The sequence below is a fragment of the Leucobacter fengyongliangi genome, assembly GCF_052386045.1.
Map to the genome: position 1 here is coordinate 999176 of NZ_CM126356.1, position 25783 is coordinate 1024958.

The following is a 25783-nucleotide window of genomic DNA, read 5'->3' on the forward strand; positions in this document are numbered from 1 at the left end:
GCCACGCCAAATCACTCCCAACACTCTAAGGAATGCACGTGGATCTGTACGAGTACCAGGCACGCGATCTGTTCGAGAAACACGGGGTGCCGGTGCTTGCCGGCATCATCGCAGACACTCCGGAGGAGGTGCGTGCGGCGGCCGAGAAGATCGGCGGCGTCGTTGTGGTCAAAGCCCAGGTGAAGACCGGTGGCCGCGGCAAGGCTGGCGGCGTCAAGGTCGCGAAGACTCCCGACGAGGCGTTTGCCGCGGCTGAGTCGATTCTCGGTCTGGACATCAAGGGTCACGTTGTGAAGCGCGTGATGGTTGCAGCTGGCGCTGACATCGCGCAGGAGTTCTACTTCTCCGTCTTGCTCGACCGCGCGAATCGCTCGTACCTGTCGCTGTGTTCGGTTGAAGGCGGCATGGAAATCGAGCAACTTGCAGTGGAGAAGCCGGAGGCGCTGGCGCGCATCGAGGTGGATCCGATCGTTGGGATCGATGCCGTGAAGGCCGAAGAGATCGCTCGTGCGGCGAACTTTCCCGAAGAGCTCGTCGGCAAGGTCGTCCCGGTCTTCCAGAAGCTCTACGAGGTGTACACGAAGGAAGACGCGACGCTTGTCGAGGTGAACCCTCTCGTGCTCACCGGCGCCGGTGAGATTGTGGCACTCGACGGCAAGATTTCGCTCGATGAAAACGCGGCATTCCGTCAGCCAGGTCATGAGGAGCTGACCGATAAGGCAGCTGAAGATCCGCTCGAGGCCAAGGCCAAGGCGCAGGATCTGAACTACGTGAAGCTCGACGGAGAGGTCGGGGTCATCGGAAACGGTGCCGGGCTTGTCATGTCGACGCTTGATGTGGTCGCCTACGCGGGCGAAAACCACGGCGGCGTGAAGCCCGCCAACTTCCTCGACATTGGGGGCGGTGCCTCAGCCGAGGTCATGGCTGCGGGCCTTGACGTGATTCTGGGTGATCCTCAGGTGAAGTCGGTCTTTGTGAACGTTTTCGGCGGCATCACCGCGTGCGACGCGGTAGCAAACGGGATCGTCGGTGCGCTCGCGAAACTCGGCGACGCGGCGAACAAGCCGCTGGTCGTGCGTCTCGACGGCAACAATGTCGAGGAGGGTCGACGGATCCTTGCAGAAGCCGCACACCCACTGGTGACACTGGCCGCCACGATGGACGAGGGCGCCGACAAGGCTGCCGAGCTGGCCAACGCCTGATCACCCACGAGACTGACGAGAGAGTAGAGATATGTCGATCTTCCTGAACAAGGATTCCAAGGTCATCGTGCAGGGCATCACCGGCGCGGAGGGCACGAAGCACACCGCACGTATGCTCGCAGCCGGTACCCAGATTGTGGGTGGTGTGAATGCTCGCAAGGCGGGCACCACCGTCTCGCACGTCGATGCAACAGGCAACGCGCTTGAGCTTCCGGTGTTCGCAACTGTCGCCGAGGCGATGGCCGCGACCGGTGCCGACACCTCGATTGCGTTCGTGCCGCCAGCCTTCACGAAGGATGCCGCGATCGAGGCTATCGACGCAGGCATCGGGCTCCTCGTGATCATCACCGAAGGCGTGCCGGTCAGAGATTCTGCAGAGTTGTGGGCTCACGCGAAGGCCACCGGCAACCAGACCCGAATCATCGGGCCAAACTGCCCCGGCATCATCACCCCGGGTGAGTCGCTTGCGGGCATCACGCCGGCAACCATTGCGGGCAAGGGCCCGATCGGTCTGGTGTCGAAGTCGGGCACGCTGACGTACCAGATGATGTTCGAGCTGCGTGATCTGGGCTTCTCCACCGCCATCGGGATCGGCGGCGACCCCATCATTGGTACCACGCACATTGACGCGTTGGCGGCCTTCGAAGCCGACCCCGAGACGCTCGCGATCGTGATGATCGGTGAAATCGGCGGCGACGCTGAGGAACGCGCGGCCGAGTTCATCAAGGCCAACGTCACGAAGCCGGTTGTCGGCTACGTCGCGGGCTTCACCGCTCCCGAGGGCAAGACGATGGGCCACGCTGGCGCGATCGTTTCAGGTTCTGCGGGAACAGCTCAGGCCAAGAAGGAAGCGCTTGAGGCGGCTGGCGTCAAGGTCGGCAAGACGCCGAGCGAGACCGCGCGGCTGTTGCGCGAGGTCTACGCCGCGCTGTAGTTTTCGCGAGCGGATCATGGAGGCGGGCACCAGCGGTGCCCGCCTCCCTTGCGTGTGCGCTGACGGTTGTCGGGATCGATCGGTAGCCTGGAGAGAATGAAAGCCACACTGACGGCGGTGATCGCCGCGATCGAAGCCGCTGCCATCGCACTCGCGGTGTTTGTTGCGGTCGGCATACCCGGCGTGCTGGTCTGGTGGCTCGCACTTGACCTGGCGGGTGACCCGAGCCAGGCGGTTGCGGGCATCGGCGGGGTGTGGCTGCTCGCACACCTCGTGCCCCTGACGTTTTCACTCACGCCCGACTCCGCACTGGCCCTCGGGCTCGAACCGCAGGCGCTGAGCTTCGTCATCTCGCTCGCGCCCTTGACGCTGTCGTTCCTCACGGCACTGTTGGCGTTCCGATCCGGGTGGCGCTTAGGCAATCGAGGCGGCAGTGGGGTGGCCGCACCACTGGGCGGTGCGGCGGGCTTCGCGGCGGCGGCAGGCGTCGTGGCGTTGATCGCGACACCAGTGCTCGCAGCACCTGTGTGGGTGGCAATACTGGTACCCGTACTCTGGTTTGGGGCGTGGTCGACGTGCGGTTTTGTTGCCCGCGCGGGGGCGAGTGGGCATGACTGGTGGCGATCCGCTGTGCGTCAACTGCAGCGTCGACTCCAGCCGCTGAGCCCACTCGGTGCGGCAGTCCTCCCGACACGCGCGCGGGAAGTGGTGCGGCAGGCAGCCGCCAGCTTTGCGGCTCTGTTGGGCCTCGGCGCGCTCGGCCTCGCGGGCGCGATCGTGGTGGGATACGTCGAGATCGTGACCCTCAGCCAGGGGCTCCAACTGGATCTCTTGGCTAACCTGCTCGTCTTCTTGGCGCAACTTGCTGTGCTTCCGGTGGCGTGGGCTTGGGCGGTCGCGTGGTGTACCGGTGCTGGGTTCGCGATCGGAACGGGCACGTCGGTGACTCCCTTCGATACCCTCCTTGGGCCGTTGCCGTCTCTGCCGCTTCTGGGAGCGATTCCGCAGGCCTGGGGGAACGCGGGAGCGCTAGCTCCGGCACTCGTCGTGCTCGCCGGCGTGTTGGTGGGAGCGCTCGCCGGGGGCAGTCGCGAGTTTCGCCGTGTGCCACTGCTCTCTGCAATCCTGGTACCCGTGTTCGCTGCGGCGTTCACCGGGCTTGCGGTGGTGGGGTTCTCTGCGCTCGCTTCCGGGGCGATTGGGCCGGGCCGCCTCTCCGAAGTGGGCCCAGCGCCGTGGCTTGTCGGAGGTCTTGCTGCGGCTGAACTGGGGGCCGGGATCTTGTGTGGGGTGCTTGCCAGACGGATCGACCATGCCCGATTGCTCGAGAGGGTTCCGCGGCTTCGCCTGGGCGAGCGTGAGAAGCCCACCGAGGCGGCTGACACGCTGCCCCTCACCCCGCTGGTGGTTACGCCTGTCGAAGAACCGGCCGTGTCGCAAGCGCCGACCTCTGCGCTGACGCCGGCTCCTGCCACCGAAATTTCGGCTGTGCCGATCCCGCCTTCGGACGAGAGCGACGAGGAGTCTCTCATGCGGGAATACGCATGGGAAAACGGGGCGCAGCGCATCGACTCGGCCACCCCGAGCGCCCGAACCTCGCGTTGGCGCCGCTGGTTGCCGAAGGGATAGACTGGCACTTCATCCACGGGAGCCCGATCGTCGACGGGCTGAGAGTGAACTGCGCGAGTTCTCACCGTTACACCTGATCTGGGTAATACCAGCGGAGGAAGGAATCATATGATTACGCCTGCCCACAATGAACATTTGACGCGCACGAGTCGCGTGCTGGGGGTATCGGGGCGATCGTCGAGCACCGGCACCGACACCGGCACCGGCACCCGCGCGGCAGGGCGCCGGGTCGCGCACCTCACGGTTGCAGCGACTCTCGGCCTGACACTCGCGGGGTGCGCTGGAGGGGCGACCGACACCGGATCCACTGATGCATCGCGCACCGTCACGCTGGTGACACACGAGTCTTTTCCAGGAGACGCTTTCGCAGCGGCTGCCAGCGTGGCCACGGGATACGAGGTCGAGGTCATCACCGCCGGTGACGGCGGCGAGCTGACCAACAAGCTGGTGCTGACGCAGGGTGCACCGATCGCCGACGCGTTCTTTGGTGTCGACAACGTATTTGCCTCCAGACTGGTTGACCACAACGTTGTAGAGCCCTACCTCTCGGAGGGATTGCCCGCGCGGGCGGCGGAATTTGCGGTAGACGGCGTCGGCTCGCTCAGCCCCGTGACCTTGGGTGCGACCTGCGTCAACATCGATCCTGCGTGGTTCGCCGAGCGGGGTCTCACCGAGCCCGAGGGCTATGACGACCTGACCGATCCCGCCTATGCGGGGCTGACGGTGCTGCTCGACCCGACCTCCTCGTCAACAGGCGCATCCTTCCTTGTCGGCACGGTCGCGGCTTTCGGTAAAGACGGGTTCGCGGAGTATTGGGCGAGTCTTGCCGACAACGGTGTGCGCATCGAACAGGGGTGGACTGAGGCCTACAATGGCCAGTTCACGCAGGGCGGCGGCGAAGGCACCTTCCCGATTGTGCTCTCGTACAGTTCCTCGCCCGCCTGGACGGTCACCGAAGACGGCGCAGCCACAACAACCCGGGCGTTGCTCGATACCTGCTCGTCGCAGGTCGAGTATGCGGGTGTTCTGGCTGGCGCCGAGAACCCGGAGGGTGCCCGCGCAGTGGTCGACTACCTGCTGTCTCGCGAGTTTCAAGACACGATCGCCGACACCATGTATGTATACCCGGTCGATCCCGAAGCGTATGTGCCCGACGACTGGCAGCAGTTCGCTCCGATGCCCGAGGCACCGAACGACCTGACTCCGGCTGAGATTGGGGCCGGGCGAGAGACCTGGTTGAAGGCGTGGAGCGAAGCGACGGGCTGGTAGCAGGGCCGCGCGCCGCCGCGGCGCGATGGCCCGGCCGATGTGGTTGGGCCATCGCCGCGGCGCTGCCCCTGGGTTTTCTCGCTCTCTTCTTTGTGTGGCCGGTTCTCGCGCTCGTGGCAACTGGCCTGTTCGACAGTGGATCGCCCGGTGCTGTGGCACCGAGTTCGGTGTTCGCTGAACCGCGCACCTGGCGGGTCATTGGTCAGACTCTGACGCAGGCACTCCTCGGCACCGCGCTGTCGGTGCTGCTTGGCCTGCCTGCCGCCTTTGTCCTGTACCGGCTGGAGTTTCGCGGGCAGTCGATGCTGCGCGGTCTGGCTACCGTTCCGTTCGTGCTGCCCACCGTGGTCGTCGGCGTGTCCTTCACCGCGCTCCTGGGCCCAGGAGCGCCGCTTTCCTGGCTGGGCCTTGATCAGACGCTGACCGCTATCGTGCTGGCGCTCGCGTTCTTCAACGTGACGGTGGTATTGCGCACCGTGGGCGGCTTCTGGGCACAGCTCGATCCCAAGCCCGAGGAGGCGGCGCGCATGCTGGGTGCCGCACCCGTGCGAGTGTTCCTGACAATCACCCTGCCGGCCCTCGCCCCAGCGATCGCGTCCGCGGCCGCACTAGTGTTCCTGTTCTGCGCAACATCGTTTGGGGTCGTGCTCATCTTGGGGGGGCGTCAGTTCTCCAACATCGAGACCGAAATCTATCGTCTGACCGTGCAATTCCTCGACCTGCGATCGGCGGCGACGCTCTCGATCGTTCAGTTTGCGATCGTTGCCGCGGTTCTGTTGCTCTCCGCCAGGCTGCGCAAAGGGCGAGATCGGGCCATGGCGCTTCGTTACACGAGGCGAGGAGCCATCCGTCCCACGCGCGCCCACGCGCCCGCGATTGCGGTGTTTGCGGCGACAGTGTTGAGCCTGCACGTGTTGCCGATCCTCGCCCTCGTATGGCGTTCGCTTCGGGGCGTAGATGGCTCTCTGAGTTTGGAACACTATGCACACCTGCTCTCGCCGCCGGAAGGCTCGCGGCTGGACGGTACCGTCTTCGACGCAGTGTGGCTGTCTCTGCAGACGGCGACCGCGGCAACCGCGATCGCGATGGTGCTGGGCGTGCTCACGGCGCTCGTCGCGTCGCGCCAGCCGCGCAGCCCGCACCTGCGCTGGGCCACACGCACCTTCGACGGTTTTGTCATGCTGCCACTCGGGGTCTCGGCCGTGACCCTCGGATTCGGTCTGCTCCTCACGATGCACGCCCCGCTCGGCATCGGCTTCGATCTCCGCACCTCGGTGGTGCTGATCCCAATCGCCCAGGCGTTGATCGCTCTGCCACTCGTGGTGCGCACGCTGCTGCCCGTGCTGCGCGGCATCGACCCTCGATTGCGCCAAGCCGCAGCCACGCTGGGAGCCTCCCCGCTACGGATTTTGGCGACCATCGATCTGGCGATGCTTGGGCGCTCCGCGGGCCTCGCCCTCGGGTTTGCGTTCGCGACATCGCTCGGCGAGTTCGGGGCCACGGCCTTCCTGGTTCGCCCGGGTGACCAGACGCTCCCGGTGGTCATTGCTCAGCTCATCGGCCAACAGGGGGCCGAGAACTACGGCATGGCGCTCGCCGCGGCGGTGGTGCTTGGGGCTTTGACCGCAGGCGTCATGCTGGTTGCCGAGCGGTGGCGTGGTGAGGTGGCAGGAGAATGGTGAGCATGACAGAACGAACGGCGACCGAAGCGGGGCTTGATGTCCGCGAGGTAACGGTGCGCCACATGGCATCGTCCCGAGGTGAATCTGGTGGACCCGCCGCGGTCTCGGGTGTCACATTCTCAGTGGATCGTGGGGAGGTCGTGGCGCTTCTGGGCCCGAGTGGGTGCGGCAAATCGACGCTGCTACGGGCCATCGCTGGGCTACAGCCGCTGAGCGGAGGCTCGGTGCAGTGGTCGGGCGACGACCTGGCACGCGTGCCGCCGCATCAGCGAGGGTTCGGGCTCATGTTCCAGGATGCCCAACTCTTCGCGCATCTCTCGGTGGCGAAGAACGTCGCGTACGGCCTCAGTGCGCAGCGCGTGCCCCGTGCGGATCGCGCCGCTCGGGTGGCCGAGCTCCTCGAACTGGTCGGGCTCCCGTCATCTGGCGAGCGGCCGGTGACGGAGCTCTCGGGTGGGGAACAGCAACGGGTTGCACTCGCACGCTCACTCGCGCCCAGGCCGCGGCTGCTCATGCTCGACGAGCCGCTCTCGGCGCTTGATCGTGGGCTTCGGGATCGGCTGGGGGGAGACCTTGCGCGCGTGCTGCGTGCCACCTCGACCACAGCGATTCTCGTCACCCACGATGAGTCGGAAGCCGCCGCAATCGCCGACCGCACGCTGCGGATGCGCGCGGGAAAACTCTTTGATTCGTGAGGCCTGAGTCGACCGCGCGGCGCGTTCTCGCCCAAGGAGGAGCCCTCGTTCCGGCCGTAATTCTGCTCGACGGGCGCTCCGGCTCGGGAAAGACGGTGCTCGCAGAATCGCTGTGCGCGTTGTCGCAGGGCACCATCCTGCACCTTGATGATCTCTACCCGGGTTGGGACGGACTTTCTGCGGGGTCGAGAGCCGTGGCGACGGCCCTACAGACGGGAACCTATAGCCGCTTCGACTGGGTCTCGATGCAATCCGCCGAGCAGATGTCGCTCTGCCGGCACGGCCCGCTCATCGTCGAAGGGTGTGGTGCGGTGACCGCGCGAAACCTGCACGCAGCTCGTGCATGGGCCGCGGGTTTGCCCGTGCACAGCATTTGGCTAGAGTGTCCCACGGATGTTCGTCAGGCGCGCGCACTCTCACGAGACGGTGATATGTTTCGGCCGCACTGGGAGGCCTGGGCCTCGCAGGAGGAGGCACACCTTGCGGTCGAGCGTCCGCTCGCGCTCGCAGCCGAGGTGATTCACTGCCGGTAGACTGGTGTGGTGCTGAAAATCGCGGTCCTCATCTCCGGTGGGGGCAGTAATCTCAAAGCGCTGCTTGACGCGGCGGCGGAGCCGGGGTTTCCCGCTCGCATCGTCGCGGTCGGTAGTGACACGCAGGCGACCGGTCTCGCCTACGCGCAGGCCGCGGGAGTGCCCACCTTCGTTGTTCGACCGAGCGATTACGGCTCGCGCGAGGAATGGGGCCAGGTGCTCGCGGCGGCCCTGCAAGAGCACGGCGTGGGCACGGGCCCAGATCCGGGCCTCGTGGTCAGCGCTGGTCTCATGCGCATTCTTCCCGCTGGCTTCGTACGGCTGTTCTCGCCCCGCCTCATCAACACCCACCCCGCCCTCCTCCCGCTGTTTCCCGGCGCTCACGCCGTGCGTGACGCGCTCGCCGCGGGGGAAACGGAGACGGGGGTCACGGTGCACGTCATTGACGAGGGCGTTGATACCGGCCCAGTGCTCAGACAGGCTCGAGTGGCCATCCTCCCCGGCGAGACCGAGGCGGACCTGCACGAGCGCATCAAACAGATCGAACGGCCGCTCCTCGTTGAGACCGTGCGCGAGATCGCCGAGGGCATCCTCGTACTTCCCGGCGAGCTCGGCTGACGCCGATTCACTCCCGATTCACCCATCCGACAGTCGATCACCCGAGAAGCGGCAGCTGCCGCGTCACGAAGGAGCCCTTTCATGGCAGTTCAGAGCCACGACCCCAGCCTGTACGAGCACCGCGACACCGTGCCGGTGCGCCGGGCACTGATTTCTGTCAGCGACAAGTCGGGCCTGCTCGAACTTGCCTCGGCGCTCGCCGAATCGGGTGTCGAGATCGTGTCGACCGGTTCGACGGCACTGACGATTCGCGAGGCTGGGTATCCGGTCACCGATGTCGCCGAGGTGACTGGCTTCGCCGAGGCGCTTGACGGTCGAGTCAAGACGCTCCATCCGGCCGTGCACGCGGGCCTGCTCGCTGACCTGCGCCTGGCGGATCACCGCGCGCAGCTCGAACAGCTCGGGTTCGCGGCGTTCGAGCTCGTCGTGGTGAATCTGTATCCCTTCGAGCAGACGGTCGCCGCGGGCAAGCCTGCCGCTGACGTGATCGAGAACGTCGACATCGGGGGCCCCGCGATGGTGCGCGCGACCGCCAAGAATCATCCCAACGCGGCGATCGTTGTCTCGCCCGCGCGATATGACGAGGTGATTGCCGCCATCCGTGCGGGAGGCACAACGCTTGCCCTGCGTCGCTCGCTCGCCACCGAGGCGTTTGTGCACACCGCGCAGTATGACGCGGCGGTCGCGAATTGGTTCCTCGATCAAGAAGATGGCGGCTGGGGCGAAGTCGTCGTCGATGTCGATGCCGAGGCCGATGCTTCGGTCGACAGTATCTTCGCCGAGAGCGATGGCTATGTCGGCTACGAAATGTTTGGCCTGCGTGAGCAGGTGCTGCGATACGGAGAAAACAGCCATCAGCGTGCGGCGCTCTTCACCGAGACCGAAGGCGCGGGAATCGCGCAGGCGACACAGCTGCACGGCAAGGAAATGTCGTACAACAACTTTGTCGATGCCGATGCCGCGTTGCGCGCAGCCTTCGATCATGAGCGGCCGGCGGTCGCGATCATCAAGCACGCGAATCCCTGCGGTATCGCGGTCGCGCCCGAGGATGCTTCCGACCCGATCGCTGCGGCTCACGATCTCGCTCACGCCTGCGATCCGGTCTCAGCATTCGGGGGAGTCATTGCGGCGAACCGTGTCGTGACGGCGAAGATGGCTGAAACCGTCGCCGAAATCTTCACCGAGGTGATTGTCGCACCCGGCTTCGAGCCCGAGGCCCTTGCGATCCTGACACAGAAAAAGAACGTGCGACTGCTGGTGCTGCCGGCGGACTTCGCTCCGAACCCGGTTGAGCTACGTCAGGTTTCCGGTGGCTTCCTGCTGCAAGACGCAGACCGCGCCTTTGCCGCGGCGAGCGAGTGGCAGCTGGCCGCCGGAGAAGCTGCAGATGCCGAGACACTCGCCGAGCTTGAGTTCGCGTGGCGCGCGTCTCGTGCGGTGAAGTCAAACGGCATCATCTTGACCGCGAACGGTGCCTCGGTGGGCGTCGGCATGGGCCAGGTCAACCGAGTTGACTCGTGCCGCCTCGCGGTGAGTCGTGCGGGTGAGCGCGCGAAGGGAGCGGTCGCAGCCTCAGATGCTTTCTTCCCCTTCGCGGATGGCCTGCGGGTGCTGCTCGACGCTGGCGTGCGCGCGGTGGTGCAGCCGGGCGGATCGGTGCGAGATGCCGAAGTGATCGAAGTGGCTGTAGCGGCTGGAGTGACCATGTACTTCACGGGCGAGCGGCACTTCTTCCACTAAGCCGGATAGCATTAACCTCATGGAAATTGTTAAGGGAATACTGGTCGTTCTACACATCGTCGGCTTCGCTGCCGTGTTCGGCAGCGTGATGGCTCAGATGCCTGCAGTGAAGCGTGGTCGTGCGATCATCACGAACGGGGTGATCCACGGCCTCAGCACCATGTTCGTCACGGGCCTGCTGCTCGTCGCAATGAAGTACATGCTTGACGAGCCGGTTAACAACTTCAAGATCACGGTCAAGCTCGCGGTGCTCATCGCGATGGTCGTCATCGTGCTGATCAACCGCAAGAAAGAGAGCGTTTCTGCGGGCGTACTGGGCGCTGTCGCTGGCCTCAGCGTCGTCAACGTGGCACTCGCGGTGCTCTGGCACTAGTCGCACAGGCCAAGAAACAGAGGGGGTGGATCACACAGCGTGATCCACCCCCTCTGTGCTGTGCGCGGCTACTTGGTGCGTTCGAGCGTTCCGATCTCTTGCGAATCGGCGTTCATCACCGTCATCGTGTTGTTGTCGATGCGCGCCGTGGAGGCGTCAGACAACCAGGTGTCGACGCCCTCGCAGAACATCAGGGTGGAGCCCATGTCACCGAGTGTGACAGTGTCGCCCGACATCGTGTACGCGCCGAAGATGCCGTTGCAGCCGTCGGAGCCATTGAAGCTTCCGTCTGCTTCAAGAACGAGCCACGGCTCCCCGGTCACATTGGCGGTACCCCAGGTGCCCTGCGCCTTCGAGGTGTCGCCTGAGGCGCACCCGACGAGGGTGAGGGCCGCGGCCGCGAAAGCGGCGGCGGTTAGCAGTGACCTGAGCGTGTGATTCATGTCCACAGACTACCTTCTCGCAGGTGAACAACGGGTGCCGTTTTAGCGCCAGCGGGCACCCCAACCCTGAGATTCACCCGCGGGTGAAATCGCCTGTGAGACGCCGAGTGGATTGTCATCGCGCAGTGCCGCTGGGAGGAAGGCGGCCGGGGCGTTCTGGTACGCGACAGGGCGCAAGAACCGCGTGATTGCCGCGGTTCCCACCGAGGTGCTGGAGTCGTTGGTGGTCGCGGGCCACGGACCCCCGTGCTGCTGTGCGGGGGTGACGGCGACACCGGTTGACCACCCGTTGAAGAGCACCCGACCCACCTGCTGAGTGAGGGCGGCGACCAGCGCCTGCAGCTCCGATGCGTTCTCGGTGTCACCTGCGCCCTCGGCGCTGCTCAGGTGCACCGTGCCCGTCAGGTTGCCCTCGTAGAACTCGGGCATGAGTGCGGCCAGATCGGTTCCGGCGGGTACCTCGACCAGGATCGACAGGGGGCCGAAGGCCTCTTCGACCAGGGCGTGAGTGCTCGTCCGGAAATCTTCGAGGGAGACCGCCACGATGGTGGGCGTCGCCCACCCTTGCTGCTCTTCGTCAAAGCGGATCCCGCCCGCGATTACCGGTCGCACACCGGGGGACGCGAGGATTGCGTCGCGGCGTTCGGCAAACGACTGAGCGATGCGAGGGCCGAGCAGCCGGTGCTCGGGGAGCTCGCGGCCCGCGGCCCGGATCGCCTCGTCAAGCGGTGATCCTTCGGGGATGAACACGAAGCCGGGCTTCGTGCAGAGCTGACCCGCCGAGCCGGAGACACTCGTGAGGTATCCGGCCGCGATTTCGTCGACGCGCTCATCAATGGCTCCAGCGGTAATGAAGACCGGGTTGACGCTTCCGAGCTCGCCATAGAACGGGATCGGGGCGGGACGGGAAGCCGCAATATCGGCGAGCAAGCGACCCACGGCGATGGAACCAGTGAATGAACCAGCCTTGATGCGCGTATCCTTGAGTACCTCAACGCCAGCCTGCTGGCCGTGGATCAGGTGAAAGACTCCCTCGGGCATATCCGACTTCGCGAGGGCCTCGCGAGCAACTTCGGCGGTTGCATCCGAGAGCTCGGGGTGGCCGGAATGCGCCTTCACGATGAGCGGGCAGCCGGCGGCGAGAATCGCTGCGGAATCACCGCCGAGTACCGAGAATGCGAACGGGAAGTTCGAGGCCGAGAAATTGATGACGGGACCGAGCGGCAAGAGCACTCGACGGATGTCGGGGCGCGGGCCCAGCACAAAGGCGGGGTCGGCGTGGTCGATGCGTGCATCGAGGTAGTCGCCCGCGGTGAGAGCCTCGGCAAACAACCGCAGTTGCACGGCGGTGCGCTTCACCTCACCGGTGAGTCGCGCTTCGGTGAGCCCGGTCTCCCGCATCGCGATCTCAACGAGCTGAGGGCTCGCTTCCTCAAGCGCGTCGGCGACGGCGACAATTGCGCGGGCGCGAGCCTCCGGTGCGGTGGCGGCGAACGCGGGCGCTGCCGCAGCGGCCCCGGCGACGACTGCCTCGAGTTCGGGGGACAGTGTGGACTCGACCATGAGCTGATTCCTTTGCGGAGGGGGAAGTGAAGTGGCTTCTTGTGGCCACGAACGACTCGACCATTCTTCCACCACTTCGAACGGGGATGTGACAGGGCAGATCCTGAGAATCCTCGATCTCATTTACTTGAAAGTTTGCGTAAATAGATTCAATCGAATATAGTTGAGGCATCACCCACACTGCGTCGGCACGACGCACACGGTCAACCACTCAGGGAGCATCATGGAATTCGGAGTCTTCTCGGTCGGCGATCTTACGCTCGATCCCACCACCGGAATCATGCCGACCGAACACGAGCGCATCAAGGCGCACGTCGCAATCGCGAAAAAGGTCGAAGAAATCGGCATGGATGTCTTTGCGACCGGAGAGCATCACAACCCGCCATTTTTCCCGTCATCACCGACCACCTCTCTCGCCTACATCGCCGCGGTGACCGAGCGGATCACGCTCTCGACCGCGACGACCCTCATCACGACAAACGACCCCGTGAAGATTGCCGAAGACTATGCAACCCTGCAGCACCTGGCCGATGGCCGAGTTGACCTCGTCATGGGGCGCGGGAACACCGGCCCCGTCTATCCGTGGTTTGGTAAGGACATCCGCCAGGGGATTCCGTTGGCGATCGAAAACTACGCCCTGCTGCGTCGTCTCTGGGATGAGGACGTGGTCGATTGGGAGGGTCAATTCCGCACCCCGCTGCACGGATTCACATCTACGCCGAGACCCCTCGATGGCTTGCCGCCGTTTGTGTGGCACGGGTCGATCCGCAGCCCCGAAATTGCGCACCAGGCGGCCTTCTACGGAGATGGATTTTTCGCGAACAACATCTTCTGGCCCAAGGAGCACTACCAGCGTCTGATTGCGATCTACCGTGAGCGCTACGAGCACTACGGGCACGGCAAGGCGCACCAGGCGATCGTTGGCCTCGGCGGACAATTCTTCATGGCGAAGAATTCGCAGGACGCGGTCAAGCAGTTCCGGCCGTACTTCGACAACGCCCCCGTCTACGGGCACGGCCCGCGGATGGAAGACTTCATGGAGCAAACCCCGCTCATCGTGGGGAGCCCGCAGGAGGTTATCGATCGTACGCTGTCATTCCGCGAGTGGGCGGGCGACTACCAGCGCCAACTCTTCCTCATCGATCACGCGGGCTTGCCGCTGAAGACCGTGCTGGAACAGCTCGACATGTTCGGAGAGCTCGTGCTACCCGTGCTGCGGGCAGAGTTTGCGAAGAACCGGCCGGCAGATGTGCCAGAGACCCCCACGCACAGGTCTCGGCTGGCAGTGAGCAGGGCGGGGCAGCCAGAGGAGCTGCGGGTCCCGTCTCTGGAAGCACGGGCCGCCTGATGAATGCGGATTCGAGTGGGCAGTCCGCGGCAGCAGTCGAGGCTTGGGAGGCACTTTTTCGCGCACAATCGACGCTATTTCGCAAGTTCTCGGATGCGCCCGTCTGGCACGGGCGGACGACCCGGGAGTACGACATTCTTTACCAACTGGGTCGAACTGGCGGAGACGGCATGCGCCAACGCGACCTCACCGATCGCCTGTTCATCTCGCAACCGTCGCTCAGTCGAATGATCGAGCGGCTCGTGAATGAGGGGCTGATCGACCGATGCCCCGACCCGAGGGACGGGCGTGGTGCGATCCTGAAGCTCAGCGACGCCGGCCGGGCGCTGCAACGGCAGATCGGGTCGGGCCACGCGGCCGACATCGCCCAGACGATGCGCGGTCGGCTCAGCGAGTCTGAGTTGCGTACCTTGAAGGAACTGGCGGAGCGGCTTGCGCCGCCCGTTGGACCGGACACCGGAGACAGTGACGTCAGATCATGAGCGAGAGAACCGCCCGAAACATGGATCGACCTCTTGCGGAATCGGGTGGGTGGTGATCTCTGCGCGGGCATGAGCCCACGACACGTTCGCCAGCGACCAGCGATGTGACGACTGCACCGCGGGACTCGGCCGAACACAGTGCCGAGAACACGGAGTTTGTCTGGTTGGTGGCCAACCACGCCCGCACTGACACTCCGTGAAACCAAATTGAAATAATTCATTTATCCGTGCATGAATATGCGGCATAATCCGGAAGCGACCTTCGATCGAGACATTACTTGGCTTGATCAAGAAAACATCTAGATGTAGGTTGTATGTATTCGCTCACATCCGGTGGACGAATGTGTCTCTGGCGAATGTACGAGGGAGTACGGAGCAACCATGGCAGAAACAACGCCCGCAGTCGACCACGATGAGGATGCCGCACACCTGGCATCACTCGGGTACGACTACGACACCACCTTTAAACGCGAGATGAGCTTCTTCGGCAACGTCTCGCTCGGCTTTACCTACCTCTCGCCGATCGCAGGCGTGTACTCGATGTTCGCGATCTCGCTGGGTACCGCAGGCCCCCCGATGGCCTGGGCGCTCGTGATCGCGCTGGTCGGCCAGTTCCTCGTGGGTCTGATTTTTGGCGAGGTCGTTTCCAACTACCCGGTTGCTGGCGGGGTATATCCCTGGTCGCGTCGTCTGTGGGGCCGTAAGTACGCCTGGATGAACGGGTGGATCTACGTGGTCGCGCTCGTCGGCACGATCGCCGCGGTCGCATACGGCGCCGCGCCCTTCGTCGGCTCGCTCTTTGGCGCCACATTAGATTCGGTGGGCACCGTACTCATCGCGCTGGGCACCCTGGTCATCGCGACGATCCTGAACTTCTCCGGCACGAAGGTGCTCAGCGTTGCGGCCATGGTCGGCCTCATCGCCGAGCTCATCGGTGCGGTAGTGATTGGGGTCTACCTGATCTTCTTCGGTCGTCAGCACGAGTGGTCGATCTTCTTCGACAATCAGGGCATCGGTAACGATGCGCCTGGTGGCTACCTCGGGGCATTCGCGGCGGCGGCTCTGATCGGTATGTTCGCCTACTACGGCTTCGAGGCAAACGGCGACGTCGCTGAGGAAATCAAGGATCCGAGTCGGCAGGTGCCGAAGGCGATGCGCATGACCCTCTACATCGGTGGCTTCGCGGCGAACCTCCTTGCTTTCTCGCTCGTACTTGCGGTTCCCGACTTCCAAGCGGTTGCCGATGGTACGGTCACCGACCCAATCGGCGAGTTGCTGATGGCGAACTTCGGCCCGATCTTCCCGATCGTGATGCTGATCATCGTCATCGCGTTCATCTCGTGCATCACCAGCCTGCAGGCAGCCGCCAGCCGTCTGATCTATTCGATGGCTCGAGACGGATTCCTGCCCGGCTCCGAGAAGCTCGCGAAGTTCAACGAGAAGCGCCACGTGCCGAACAACGCACTGCTCGTCGCGGCAATTGTTCCGGGCCTGATAGTGATTCTGTCCCTGTTCCTCGTGCAGGCACTGTTTGCCCTCGTCGGCTTCGGCACCGTGGGAATCTATGTCGGCTTCGGCATGGTGGTGCTCGCCGCACTGCGTGCGCGCATCAAGGGCTGGAAGCCGGCTGGTAAGTTCACGCTCGGTGCCTGGGCTTACCCGGTGAACATCCTGGCGCTGATCTGGGGGGCCGTTGCAGTGATCAACATCATCTGGCCACGTCCCACGGGCGGCACCTGGGTCGAGGACTACCTGCTGATCATGACCACCGTTGGTGTCATCGCCATTGGTTGGATCTACATGCTGGTCTCGAAGGCATACCTTCGCGGTAACGCTCCGGCAGCTGACGCAAGCGGTCCCATCAAGACCATGGTCTAATCACGCACGTTCGCGCGGGCGGCCGACTCTTCGGAGACGGCCGCCCGTCCGTATGTCTAGGAAAGGAAACCCATGCCAGATCTCGCCGTTGATCCCACCGCGTTTGTGCACGGTGCCGAGGAAGCTTCCGGGCCACTCATCCCGGTTGTTGTCTCCCTGACCTTTCCGAACATGGGGGAGGTGTCCCACCAACTCATGTCTGATTTCACGCGGATCGCGTTCGAAGCCGTGCGGGAGGCCGGTGGTCGCCCACGGCTGGTTGATTCCTCAGCGGCCACATTTCACTCCGCAGACGAGGTGTTTGCGGGTGCCGATGCCATCCTGTTCCTCGGGGGTGGCGATGTTGACGGAGCGCTCTATGGAGTTGACGTTCCGCCAGCCAACTCCTATGGGGTGGACCGCAGGGCAGATGACTATTGCATCGATCTACTGAGGGAATCAATAGCACGAGATCTTCCCACGCTTGCGATCTGTCGTGGATCTCAGTTGCTCAATGTTGCCTGTGGAGGCACGTTGATCCCCGACATTGAAAACTACGGACTACACCGTGGCGGGCCGGGTTCTCCCATGTTTCTCGACGAGGAAGTCGTGCTGGAATCGGGTAGCGAGATCGCCAGGATTCACGAACGCACCGAGGTGACGGTGCGTTCTGGGCACCATCAGGCAGTGGCAGAGGTAGGGCCGGAGCTTCGGGTTACGGCTCGCGCTCACGATGGAGTGGTTGAAGGGACCGAGCATCGCACGGCGAGCTGGGTGCTTGGAATTCAGTGGCATCCGGAAGAGCCCGATGCCGACGCGAGCGATCGCGCGCGTGTCTTCGGTGCCTTGGTTGAGCGAGCACGCCAGCAGCGGGATTGAGCCAGGAGCAAACGCCGCGTACATGCGTGTGACAGTCCGATGCTACGGATTTCCACACGGAGACAATCTTCGACCGGCAGTTTGACCTTGCCCCTCTTTGCCAGGCTGTGTGTGAGTCACTCGGTTGACAGAAAGGTCACCCATCATGTCGATCACGCCGGGCTTCACTCTCACGGAAATCCGTGAGTATGTGCACGAGTACCAGAACCTTCCCCATGGCACGAAAACGAGATGGTTGAAAGAGCAAACCTTTTCCAAGCATCAGATCATGCGCTGGCAAGATGCCGTGTTCGGGGGCGATCTCGACCGCGGCATGATTCCGCGAGAGAGTAGCGGTATGACACCAGACGCGAAGGCCCGCCGGGAGATCTCCCACCAGCAGCGCAGCATCCCGAAAGAACAACACGACGCAGAACTCGCCGCGCTCAACGCCCGGATTCGTGAACTCGAGGGAACGAATGACGCGTTGGGAAAAGCTATCGGGCTCTTGCACAAGCTGAACGAGCAAGAGCCCGATACGTTGCCGGCGACCGGGCGAGAGAGTTCATCACCGCCGAGAACCTCCTCGTGACCGAGCTCACCCGCATCACGGGGTCACAGCGTAAGGCCCTGAGCCTTGCGGGGGTGTCCCGGGCGACGTGGCATTACCGGCAACAGCCCCGCCAAGTGGTGATGGCCCCGGTTCCGCAGGCCGAGCGGGCGTACCGGGCACGCATCAGTCCGACCGATCGGGAACGCATCGTGGGGTACATTCTTGCGGGGTGGGCGAAGAGCGTGTCCGTGGATCATGCGTACGCGTCGGCGTGGGATGCGGGAGTGATGCTCGCGTCGCGTCGCACGTGGTGGCGGATCGCTGCCGGCATCGAGGAGCAGATGCTGCGCCCGCAGGTCCCGACCCGGCGCGGGAAACGGGCCCCACGCGAGAAACCCGTCGTGACGGCGACCCGGCCCGGGCAAGCGTGGTCGTGGGACATCACTGACTTGTACTCGCCGTGGTGGGGGAAAACGTTCAAGGCATACAAGATCACCGATATTTTCTCGCGTGAGATCGTGGGGTGGCGGGTCGAGGAACGAGAGGCTGATCACCTCGCGGTCGAGATGTTTGAGACCGCGATCGCCCATTACGGAGCCCCGGAGGTGGTGCATGCGGACTCGGGGTCAGCGATGCGTTCACACGCGCTCCTGAACGCGCTCACCCACCACGGAGTCACGTTGTCGCATAACCGGCCGTACGTCTCGAACGATAACCCGTTCTCCGAGGCCGGGTTCCGCACGATGAAGTACCGGCCCGGCTATCCCAGAGTCTTCGCTGATCTTGCTGCCGCCCGCACGTATCTCGCCGAGTATGTGGCCTGGTACAACACCGAGCACAAGCACTCCGGGATCGCGTTGTTCTCACCCGCTCAGGTCGGTGACGGGTCATGGCGTGAGGTGTGGAAGACCCGCGACCTCGCGTTGCAACACTATTACGACACGCACCCGGAACGGTTCCGCGGGCGCCCGGTTACGCCGGCACCAGCGGACCTCGTGGGAATCAATCTCCCGAAACAAACCACACAACTAACGTCCGAGTGACTCCACACAGCTTGACACAGAGCGTGCACCGGATGTTTGCGCTGCAAACTGCCGGATTGTGGAGAAACTGCCGGTCGAAGGTGGGACAGAACTAGGCGGGGACTCCCGCAGCCTCGAGCACGCCCGGAAGCCACTCGAGTGCCACATCGCTCGGGAGATCCCACGAGGACGCATCGTGCCGGCCGTAGTCGCCCACGCGAACGGCACCCTGCGCGGTGAACCGGCGATCAATGTGCTCGCTGCCCTGGCTGTAGGTCTCTTCGTAGAAGGTGTCACCGAGGCCGAACATGGCATAACGCACGCCGGTGAGGTCGGGCAGGGCCGCGTCGAACGCCTCGGCGAAGGGGATCGCGGTGTTCGGGAGGTCGCCCTCACCATGGGTGGAGCACACCACGACATAGAACGAATCAGGCGTGATCGACTGTGGATCGAAATCTTGCAGGTCGGCCACAACGACCTCGTCGGTCGTCTCGCGCAGTTTTGCGCCCAGATCTTCCGCGATCAATTCTGAATTTCCTGATTCGGTGCCGTATAGCACTGTGAACTTCACAGCTGGTGTCCTCTCGGTCGTGGTCGTGGGTATCGGGTGTGCAGCAAGGGGCTAGCCCTCACCGCGAGCGACCGCAACCATGCGGTCGTGATCTGAGATCTTGCGTCTGACACGATCGGGAGCCGCTGACTCTCGTTCGTGGGTATCGAGCACGAGCCATTGCGAGTAATCGACGGACTTCGCTTGCGCGGCCACCGTTAGGCCACCAAAACCAAGTTTATCTTCCGAAACCGAGAGCTCGCCCGCTTGCAGGTCGGCGGTGATTTCATCGCTGACCGACTTCGCGCACGCACGGTTCTCAGGGATCGCGCCCTGGGGCCCCCGCTTGGCCCAGCCGGTGCGGTAGAGCCCCGGTTCGATTCTGCCGGTCTCCGCTCCCTGCGCGATCAGCGGTTCCAATTCGCCCGATCCGGCTGCTGTAAAGCCGATTGCGGTGATGACGCTGGTTGCGGGGATCGTCAAGAGGTTCGACCCGTCGGTGAGCTCAATGCCGGTGACGTGATCGTCGCCGAGGATGCGCACGGGGGCGAGTGAGAATCGAAGGTTCACCTCCGGGCCGGGGTGTTTCGGCCGATCCGCCGAAACCATTTCGGTGATCGCGGCGAGCCGAGCCGTCTGCGTGCGATCCAGATCGGATCCTGATCCCGTGAGATCGTCGGGGGAGCGATACACGGCTCGCTCCAACGCGGCGAGTTCCTTCAGCATCTGTGGGTCGCCCTTAGAATCCGCGGCTCCCGAACGGCTTACCAGAGTGACCCGTTCCGCGGGATGGGAGAGATACCGTTCCAAATTGGCATCAGCGATGTCGCTCGCCGAGTACCCGGCCCGGTCTTTGACAAGGAAACGAAGGATGTCGAGGGCAACGTTGCCGGCACCGATGATCACGACATCACTGCCCAACTGGGGAAGCTCGTCGCCCCCGCCGGGATGGCTATTGAGCACGCGCGTAATGGTTCCTGCTCCGACCACGCCCGCGAGATCGCCGCCGGGCAGTGCCAGCTCGCGGTCAGCAGCAAGACCGGTTGCCAGCACCACCGCGTCAAAGCAGTCGCGCAAGTCACCCAAACTGAAGTCTGTGCCCACCTCGAGATTTCCCGCGAACCGCACACCCGGCGCCTGGAAGAGGCGTTCAAACTGTCGCGTGATGGCCTTCGTGTGTTGGTGGTCTGCGGCGACACCATAGCGGATCAACCCGAACGGAGAGGCCAAGCGATCGATGATGGTGATCTGGCAGTCGGGCTGCGCACGCAGCAACGCCTGGGCAAGGTAGCAGCCCGACGGGCCGCTCCCCACAATGGCAATCTGTGGCCGAGTTGGGTCGGTCATGCCAGCTCCTTTGCGTGATGGGTAGCCTCCGGGAACGAGGTGCCTATTCAGCATATTCTACGCATAAAACTTCACCTCGTGAATGTTTTATTTCCCTAATGTTTCATTGTCAAAAATTCACAGCTTGTCGACTTGTGAAATAAATCATTCATGTATAGCTTATTTCCCAAGCGCCACTCGCATCCGTGAGCGCGCGCAGGATTCGACAAAGGAGTACGGATGTCCGCAGAGACCGCGCCGGTCGAGGTTCCCTACCTCGATATTGCCTCACCTAGTTTTGCAATGAGCTCCGAAGAAGTTCGCGATGCGCGCGAACGCAATTGGTACGCAAGAACCAACTACGGGTACGGCATCCTGCGTTACAAAGAGGTCACCGAGCTACTCAAGCACCCGAGTCTTAACCAGGGCAGCGCCAAGTGGCCCGAGCACAATGGTGTGCACTCCGGCGTGTTTTACGAGTGGTGGTCGAAGAACCTTCTCGTGCTCGAAGGTGAAGAGCATCACCGCATCAGGCGGCTTCTGAACCCCGCCTTTTCGCCGACGGCCGCGCGTAAGCTTGAGCCGGAGTTCGCCGAGATCGCAAACGATCTCATCGCGGGCATGAAAGCGAAGCACGCACGAGGCGAGCAGGTCGAGTTTGTTGCCGATTTCTCCGAGCCCTTCGCCACCCGCGCGCTGTGCACCATGATGGGGCTCTCGCACGATCACTGGCCATTCATCGCCGATCGTGCCAACACGGTGGGCTATGCACTGAGCGTCTCCATCAAAGAAGACATCGAGCGGATCGACGTTGCGGTGACCGAACTATATGACTTCGTCGACAAGCTCATCGCCGAGCGCAAGGCAGAACCTGGCCAGGACGTGGTCTCGCGCCTCGTGCAGTTCTCTGAGGCCGGTGACAAGCTCACCGACGCGGAGTTGCGTAACGCTCTCGTGCTGATGCTGTTCGGCGGTATGGATACCACGCGAAACCAGATCGGACTCATTCTGCAGACCTTCATGCGTAACCCCGATCAGTGGGATCTGTTGGCACAGAACCCCGAGGAGCTTGCGAAGCCCGCGCTTGAGGAGGCGCTGCGCGTGAACCCGACGACCCGATGGGTGACGCGCGAGGCGAACGAAGACTTCGAGTTTCAGGGTCTCGCGATCGAAAAGGGAACCACGGTGCACCTATTCACGATGTCGAGTGGCACCGACCCCGAGGCGTACCCCGACCCGGACATCGATATTCAGTCTGAGGATCGCAAGCCGCACCACACCTTCGGTGGCGGGGTACATCATTGCCTCGGTCACTACATTGCCCGTGCCGACATGAGCGTGGCACTGCCGTTGCTTGCACAGGCCTTCGGCGACATCACGTGCCCCGGCGGTGACGAGTGGCTGCCCGACTCAGGCAACCACGGGCCAGTGCGACTGCCCATCACCTTCAGCGTGCGCTAGTTCACGCCGATCCACTGTCAATTCACGAACGACACAGCCGTCAACGAGAGGAAATCATGACCGATCTGAGCACAGGAGGGCGCTTCGGCGCGGCCCTGCGTGAGCTGCTGGAAGACGATACCGCCTTCTCGCGCCACCAGGAGGCCAACCTTCGCCCCGAGGTAGTCGAGTCACTGCGCAAGGCGATCGAGGAATCCGGCGTCAAGTACATCTACTACATGCTGCCAACTGTGGGCGGCCGCACGGTCGCCAAGGTGGTGCCCGCCGAGCACTACGATCGCATGCTGAAGAAGGGCATCGCCTTCCACCGCACCGCGCTCACTGACCTGCAGACCAGCCGCGAGGGTGAGCTCATCGGCGGCGGCGTCGATGCGCACGAGTTCTGGGGCCTTCCCGAGCCCGAGACGTTTCAAGTGCTGCCCTGGGATAACGAGGTGGGCCGGATCTTCTGCACCGCCTATGATCCGCCACATTTGGGCGCCGGCGGCGGCCGCCTGATTCCGCTCGACACACGTGCACTCTTCCGCGCAGCACACGCCGGATTCACCGAGCGCACCGGGTTGGAACTGCGTAGCGGCCTCGAGCCCGAAATGTCGTGGGCAGGCCCCGGTATGGAGGTTAACACTAAGGACGACCAGAGCCCGGCCTACCAGGTAGAGAACCTGGAGCGCATGCGCCCCGTCTACAAGAAGGTCTACAGCTACTCCAAGGCGCTGGGTTTCAACATGATCCAGGGTGACTACGAGGATGATGGCCAGCTTGAGCTGAACTGGGAGTATGACCGCGCCGAGCACACCGCGCAACGCATGACGGTCTACCGTCAGGTCTGCAAGCAGGTTGCCCGCGAGCTGGGGCTGCAGACCAGCTTCATGCCGAAGCCCTCCAACGGCAAGATGGGCAACGGTTGCCACCACAACCTCAGCCTGTGGCGCGGCGATGAGAACGTCATTGAAGACGGTCGGGTTGAATTGCACGTCACCGAGACTGCGCGTCACGCGATCGGCGGCATGCTCTTGCACACCCCCGGCTCGATGCTCATCATGGGTTCGACCGTGAACTCGTACAAGCGCTTCTGGGACGCCGGTCAGTTCGCGCCCTCAGGAGCGGACTGGGGCCTCGACACCCGTGGCGTTGCGATCCGCATCTCCGCGAACGGTCGCATGGAGTACCGCCTGCCCGACGCGAGCGTCAACCCCTACCTGTCGCACCTGTACCTGCTCGCCGCGATCGAGCACGGCTTGGAAGCGCAGCTTGATCCGGGTGATCCCGACGCGCCGAGTTCGGTAATCAGCGACCTCGTGGTGCCGAATACACTCGGCATGGCCATCGAGTCATTCGAGGCCGATGAGTACCTCATGGGCGCGATGCCCAAGGAACTCACCGACATCTACCTCAAGCTCAAGCGAGACGAATGGGCGCGCTACTGCGGCCAGATCTCGCAGTGGGAGTTCGATCAGTACTGGGAGGCAATTCCGTGACCCGCACCATCCGTTTGGCCTGCATCGATTCAGAGGCCCTGCCACTCTTCGCGAAGAGCCCCGACGGGGTCACCCGCGACGGGTACGAACCCGAGGCCGCGAAGCTGGTCTTCGACCGTATTGGTGCGAAGATCGAGTGGATCATGGTGCCTTGGGAGGACATGATCCCTGCGGTGCGCCGCGGCGATGCCGACGCAGTGTGGTGTGGCCAGGGCATGACCGCGGAACGCGCGGCACAGGTCGACTTCACGCACCCGTATGCGGTCTTCAACGAGACACTGATCGTGCGCGCTGATGACCCGGCTCGTACACCCGAGCAGCTCGCTGGCTACAAGATCGGGGCCATCGCGAACTCGACGAACATGAAGCTGGCCGAGACATTCCCCGGAGTGGAACTGGTGAGTTTCGGTGCGAGCGATGACGTCTTCAGCGACATGATCGAGGCGACCCGCTCTGGCGCGGTTGACGGATTTGTTGACGACGACGTGGTGATGATTCCGCTCGCGGAGGAGGACCCCGATTTCGTGGTCGCCTTCAACGTCGAGACCCGCAATCGCTGGGGAATCGGTGTTGCGCCAGGCAACGACGCGCTGCGGCTCGAAATCAACGCGGCGCTCGAGGCTGTGCTCGCCGATGGCTCACTCGAGCAGGTGTGGAAGAAGTGGATGCCACTGCTTCCGTTCCCACTGCAGGGGGAGTTCTAAACATGTCCGCACCGCGCATTGGGGTGACCGGCATGTGGTCGAACCAGATTCACGGTCTGCGCTTTGACGGCAGCGCGGTGGCTTCGGCGGTGCTGCGCTCGGTGATTCGCGCGGGCGGTGAGCCCCTCACGCTGTTTGCGGAGAGCTCACTGCCCGCTGCCGAGCGGCTGCGCGGGCTCGACGGGTTGCTAGTGCCAGGTGGCTCGGACATCGATCCGCGGCGATACGGTCAAGAGCCGCTCGAGACCACCTCGACCGCGGATTTTGCAGCTCAGGATCAATTTGAGGCCGACATGATCGCTGCGGCGATCGAGATCGGCTTGCCCGTGCTCGCGATCTGTCGGGGCTTCCAACTGCTGAACATCGAACACGGCGGCACCATGGTGCAAGACGTTGAATCCGACAGCATCCATCGCAACAGCATTCACGATGTGTCGATTGAGGCCGATTCTGCACTCGCCGAAGCTGTCGGAGGTATCCACCTTCCCGTGTCGTCGTACCATCACCAGGCGGTCGATCGCGTTGGTGAGGGTCTCCGAGTTGTGGGCACCGCGCCAGACGGCGTGGTTGAAGCACTCGAACACCCGACCGCAGACCTGCTTGCGGTGCAGTGGCACCCGGAAGATAACGCCGACGTCGATGAGTGCCAGCACGCCATCTTCCAGTGGTTAGTGGATCGCGCGCGCGAGCGCGCTGCGCTGGAGGTTGCGGCGTGAGCGGGCCGCGGGTTCTCGTCGTTGAGCATCAGAGTGATGCAGGGCTCGGACTCGTCGGAGAACGGCTGCGCGACAGTAACGTCGAGATCGTCACGGTCGGGCCGGACGCGGGGGAGTCGGTTCCCGACTCACTGGAGGGCTTCGAGGGATTGATCGTGCTCGGTGGATCCATGGGGCCCACAGAAGACGGAGTGGCGCCCTGGCTCCCGGCGACTCGGAAGCTGCTTGCAGAAGGCGTGGTACAGGGTGTACCCACCCTCGGGATCTGCCTCGGCGCACAGCTGCTCGCCACCGCGACCGGTGGTCACGTGCGCAGCATGCCGGGTGGCCCCGAGGTTGGGGTGCACGGCGTGCAGTTTCACGACAGTGCAGCCCAGGATCCACTGTTTGCTGGTTTTGCGGGGGCGACCCTGCCCGCGGTGCAGTGGCACTGGCTGGAGGCCGACCAGCTCCCCGAGAACGCGAGAGTGCTGGCATCAAACGGAGCGTGCCCGAACCAGGCGTTTCGCATCGGAGATCGGGCCTGGGGTGTGCAGTTTCATCCTGAGGCTCTCGGCGACACCGCCCAGGATTGGGCTGACGATGGCAAGGGTGATTTGGACGAAATCGGGCTCGAGCCCGACGCGGTCGTACGTTCGGTTCGGGCGGCCGAGCCCGACCTCCGGGAGGCCTGGTCTCAGGTGGCCGACCGTTTCGTGGAGATCATTCGGGAAACCAGTCGCTAAGACGCCGAATTCTCGAACGCGT

The 25783-nt window shown here is 63.7% G+C and carries 25 protein-coding genes and 1 riboswitch; of the genes, 21 read left to right on the forward strand and 4 right to left on the reverse strand.

Features of this window, described 5'->3' with window-relative positions:
* The first annotated feature begins 38 nt into the window (after nt 1-38).
* The 10 genes from sucC to ACTNFK_RS04740 all read left to right on the forward strand — a co-directional run bounded on the left by sucC (nt 39) and on the right by ACTNFK_RS04740 (nt 10675).
* A complete protein-coding gene (gene sucC, locus ACTNFK_RS04695) occupies nt 39-1202 on the forward strand; it encodes an ADP-forming succinate--CoA ligase subunit beta (RefSeq protein WP_433645905.1) in 1164 nt (387 codons plus the stop codon).
* 31 nt (nt 1203-1233) lie between these two features.
* On the forward strand, nt 1234-2136 hold the full coding sequence (gene sucD, locus ACTNFK_RS04700; RefSeq protein WP_435936257.1) for a succinate--CoA ligase subunit alpha: 903 nt from the start codon (nt 1234-1236) through the stop codon (nt 2134-2136).
* Nucleotides 2137-2232: 96 nt separating this feature from the next.
* Nucleotides 2233-3765, forward strand: a complete 1533-nt coding sequence (locus tag ACTNFK_RS04705; RefSeq protein WP_435936258.1) for a cell division protein PerM — start codon at nt 2233-2235, stop codon at nt 3763-3765.
* 5 nt (nt 3766-3770) lie between these two features.
* A riboswitch (TPP riboswitch) is annotated at nt 3771-3882 on the forward strand.
* A complete protein-coding gene (locus ACTNFK_RS04710) occupies nt 3874-5034 on the forward strand; it encodes a thiamine ABC transporter substrate-binding protein (RefSeq protein ID WP_445117197.1) in 1161 nt (386 codons plus the stop codon). It overlaps the preceding riboswitch by 9 nt.
* The gene (locus ACTNFK_RS04715) at nt 5010-6716 is read left to right on the forward strand and encodes an ABC transporter permease (protein WP_435936260.1); all 1707 of its coding nucleotides are present in this window, start codon (nt 5010-5012) and stop codon (nt 6714-6716) included. Before ACTNFK_RS04710 ends, ACTNFK_RS04715 begins: the two co-directional genes overlap by 25 nt.
* 2 nt (nt 6717-6718) lie before the next feature.
* Nucleotides 6719-7411 (forward strand): ABC transporter ATP-binding protein, encoded by a 693-nt coding sequence (locus ACTNFK_RS04720; protein ID WP_435936261.1) that lies wholly within the window; start codon nt 6719-6721, stop codon nt 7409-7411.
* Nucleotides 7408-7944, forward strand: coding sequence for a nucleoside/nucleotide kinase family protein (locus ACTNFK_RS04725; RefSeq protein ID WP_435936262.1), 537 nt, complete (start codon nt 7408-7410; stop codon nt 7942-7944). The genes ACTNFK_RS04720 and ACTNFK_RS04725 overlap by 4 nt, the downstream gene beginning before the upstream one ends.
* A 9-nt stretch (nt 7945-7953) precedes the next feature.
* Nucleotides 7954-8562, forward strand: coding sequence for a phosphoribosylglycinamide formyltransferase (gene purN / locus ACTNFK_RS04730; RefSeq protein WP_435936263.1), 609 nt, complete (start codon nt 7954-7956; stop codon nt 8560-8562).
* 81 nt (nt 8563-8643) lie between these two features.
* Nucleotides 8644-10302: a bifunctional phosphoribosylaminoimidazolecarboxamide formyltransferase/IMP cyclohydrolase gene (gene purH / locus ACTNFK_RS04735; RefSeq protein ID WP_435936264.1), complete on the forward strand. Its 1659-nt coding sequence runs from the start codon at nt 8644-8646 to the stop codon at nt 10300-10302.
* Nucleotides 10303-10321: 19 nt separating this feature from the next.
* Nucleotides 10322-10675, forward strand: coding sequence for a hypothetical protein (locus ACTNFK_RS04740; RefSeq protein WP_433645896.1), 354 nt, complete (start codon nt 10322-10324; stop codon nt 10673-10675).
* Nucleotides 10676-10743: 68 nt separating this feature from the next.
* Here ACTNFK_RS04740 and ACTNFK_RS04745 read toward each other — a convergent pair whose 3' ends face one another.
* Together ACTNFK_RS04745 and ACTNFK_RS04750 are read right to left on the reverse strand one after the other, a co-directional pair.
* On the reverse strand, nt 10744-11118 hold the full coding sequence (locus tag ACTNFK_RS04745; RefSeq protein ID WP_435936265.1) for an META domain-containing protein: 375 nt from the start codon (nt 11116-11118) through the stop codon (nt 10744-10746).
* Between the two features lie 42 nt (nt 11119-11160).
* Nucleotides 11161-12681, reverse strand: a complete 1521-nt coding sequence (locus ACTNFK_RS04750) for an aldehyde dehydrogenase (NADP(+)) (RefSeq protein ID WP_435936266.1) — start codon at nt 12679-12681, stop codon at nt 11161-11163.
* Between the two features lie 223 nt (nt 12682-12904).
* On the opposite strand from ACTNFK_RS04750, the gene ACTNFK_RS04755 reads away from it, so the two are divergent.
* The 6 genes from ACTNFK_RS04755 (at nt 12905) to ACTNFK_RS04780 (ending at nt 18822) form a co-directional block, all read left to right on the forward strand.
* Nucleotides 12905-14029 carry an LLM class flavin-dependent oxidoreductase gene (locus ACTNFK_RS04755; RefSeq protein ID WP_433645893.1) on the forward strand — a complete coding sequence of 375 codons (1125 nt, stop codon included), beginning with the start codon at nt 12905-12907 and terminating at the stop codon, nt 14027-14029.
* Entirely contained in the window at nt 14029-14511 is a 483-nt protein-coding gene (locus ACTNFK_RS04760) for a MarR family winged helix-turn-helix transcriptional regulator (RefSeq protein ID WP_433645892.1), read from the forward strand. The genes ACTNFK_RS04755 and ACTNFK_RS04760 overlap by 1 nt, the downstream gene beginning before the upstream one ends.
* A 381-nt stretch (nt 14512-14892) precedes the next feature.
* On the forward strand, nt 14893-16389 hold the full coding sequence (locus ACTNFK_RS04765) for an APC family permease (RefSeq protein WP_433645891.1): 1497 nt from the start codon (nt 14893-14895) through the stop codon (nt 16387-16389).
* Nucleotides 16390-16461: 72 nt separating this feature from the next.
* Nucleotides 16462-17247: a gamma-glutamyl-gamma-aminobutyrate hydrolase family protein gene (locus ACTNFK_RS04770; RefSeq protein WP_433645890.1), complete on the forward strand. Its 786-nt coding sequence runs from the start codon at nt 16462-16464 to the stop codon at nt 17245-17247.
* A 145-nt stretch (nt 17248-17392) separates the two neighbouring features.
* A complete protein-coding gene (locus ACTNFK_RS04775; RefSeq protein ID WP_435936267.1) occupies nt 17393-17818 on the forward strand; it encodes a hypothetical protein in 426 nt (141 codons plus the stop codon).
* Nucleotides 17815-18822 carry a DDE-type integrase/transposase/recombinase gene (locus ACTNFK_RS04780; RefSeq protein WP_435936268.1) on the forward strand — a complete coding sequence of 336 codons (1008 nt, stop codon included), beginning with the start codon at nt 17815-17817 and terminating at the stop codon, nt 18820-18822. Before ACTNFK_RS04775 ends, ACTNFK_RS04780 begins: the two co-directional genes overlap by 4 nt.
* Nucleotides 18823-18913: 91 nt before the next feature.
* On the opposite strand, the gene ACTNFK_RS04785 is transcribed toward ACTNFK_RS04780, so the two are convergent.
* Both ACTNFK_RS04785 and ACTNFK_RS04790 read right to left on the reverse strand, forming a co-directional pair.
* Nucleotides 18914-19372, reverse strand: a complete 459-nt coding sequence (locus ACTNFK_RS04785; protein ID WP_435936272.1) for a flavodoxin domain-containing protein — start codon at nt 19370-19372, stop codon at nt 18914-18916.
* 51 nt (nt 19373-19423) lie between these two features.
* Nucleotides 19424-20698, reverse strand: a complete 1275-nt coding sequence (locus tag ACTNFK_RS04790; RefSeq protein ID WP_435936273.1) for an FAD-dependent oxidoreductase — start codon at nt 20696-20698, stop codon at nt 19424-19426.
* 219 nt (nt 20699-20917) lie between these two features.
* Here ACTNFK_RS04790 and ACTNFK_RS04795 point away from each other — a divergent pair, with 219 nt between their 5' ends.
* From ACTNFK_RS04795 to ACTNFK_RS04815, 5 genes are read left to right on the forward strand one after another with little or no spacing between them, the layout of a single operon-like run.
* The gene (locus tag ACTNFK_RS04795; protein WP_433645887.1) at nt 20918-22138 is read left to right on the forward strand and encodes a cytochrome P450; all 1221 of its coding nucleotides are present in this window, start codon (nt 20918-20920) and stop codon (nt 22136-22138) included.
* A gap of 56 nt (nt 22139-22194) precedes the next feature.
* Entirely contained in the window at nt 22195-23616 is a 1422-nt protein-coding gene (locus ACTNFK_RS04800) for a glutamine synthetase family protein (RefSeq protein WP_433645886.1), read from the forward strand.
* Nucleotides 23613-24320 (forward strand): substrate-binding periplasmic protein, encoded by a 708-nt coding sequence (locus tag ACTNFK_RS04805; RefSeq protein WP_433645885.1) that lies wholly within the window; start codon nt 23613-23615, stop codon nt 24318-24320. Before ACTNFK_RS04800 ends, ACTNFK_RS04805 begins: the two co-directional genes overlap by 4 nt.
* 2 nt (nt 24321-24322) lie before the next feature.
* Entirely contained in the window at nt 24323-25036 is a 714-nt protein-coding gene (locus ACTNFK_RS04810) for a gamma-glutamyl-gamma-aminobutyrate hydrolase family protein (protein ID WP_435936274.1), read from the forward strand.
* Nucleotides 25033-25761 (forward strand): type 1 glutamine amidotransferase, encoded by a 729-nt coding sequence (locus ACTNFK_RS04815; protein WP_435936275.1) that lies wholly within the window; start codon nt 25033-25035, stop codon nt 25759-25761. Before ACTNFK_RS04810 ends, ACTNFK_RS04815 begins: the two co-directional genes overlap by 4 nt.
* Nucleotides 25762-25783: the final 22 nt, after the last annotated feature.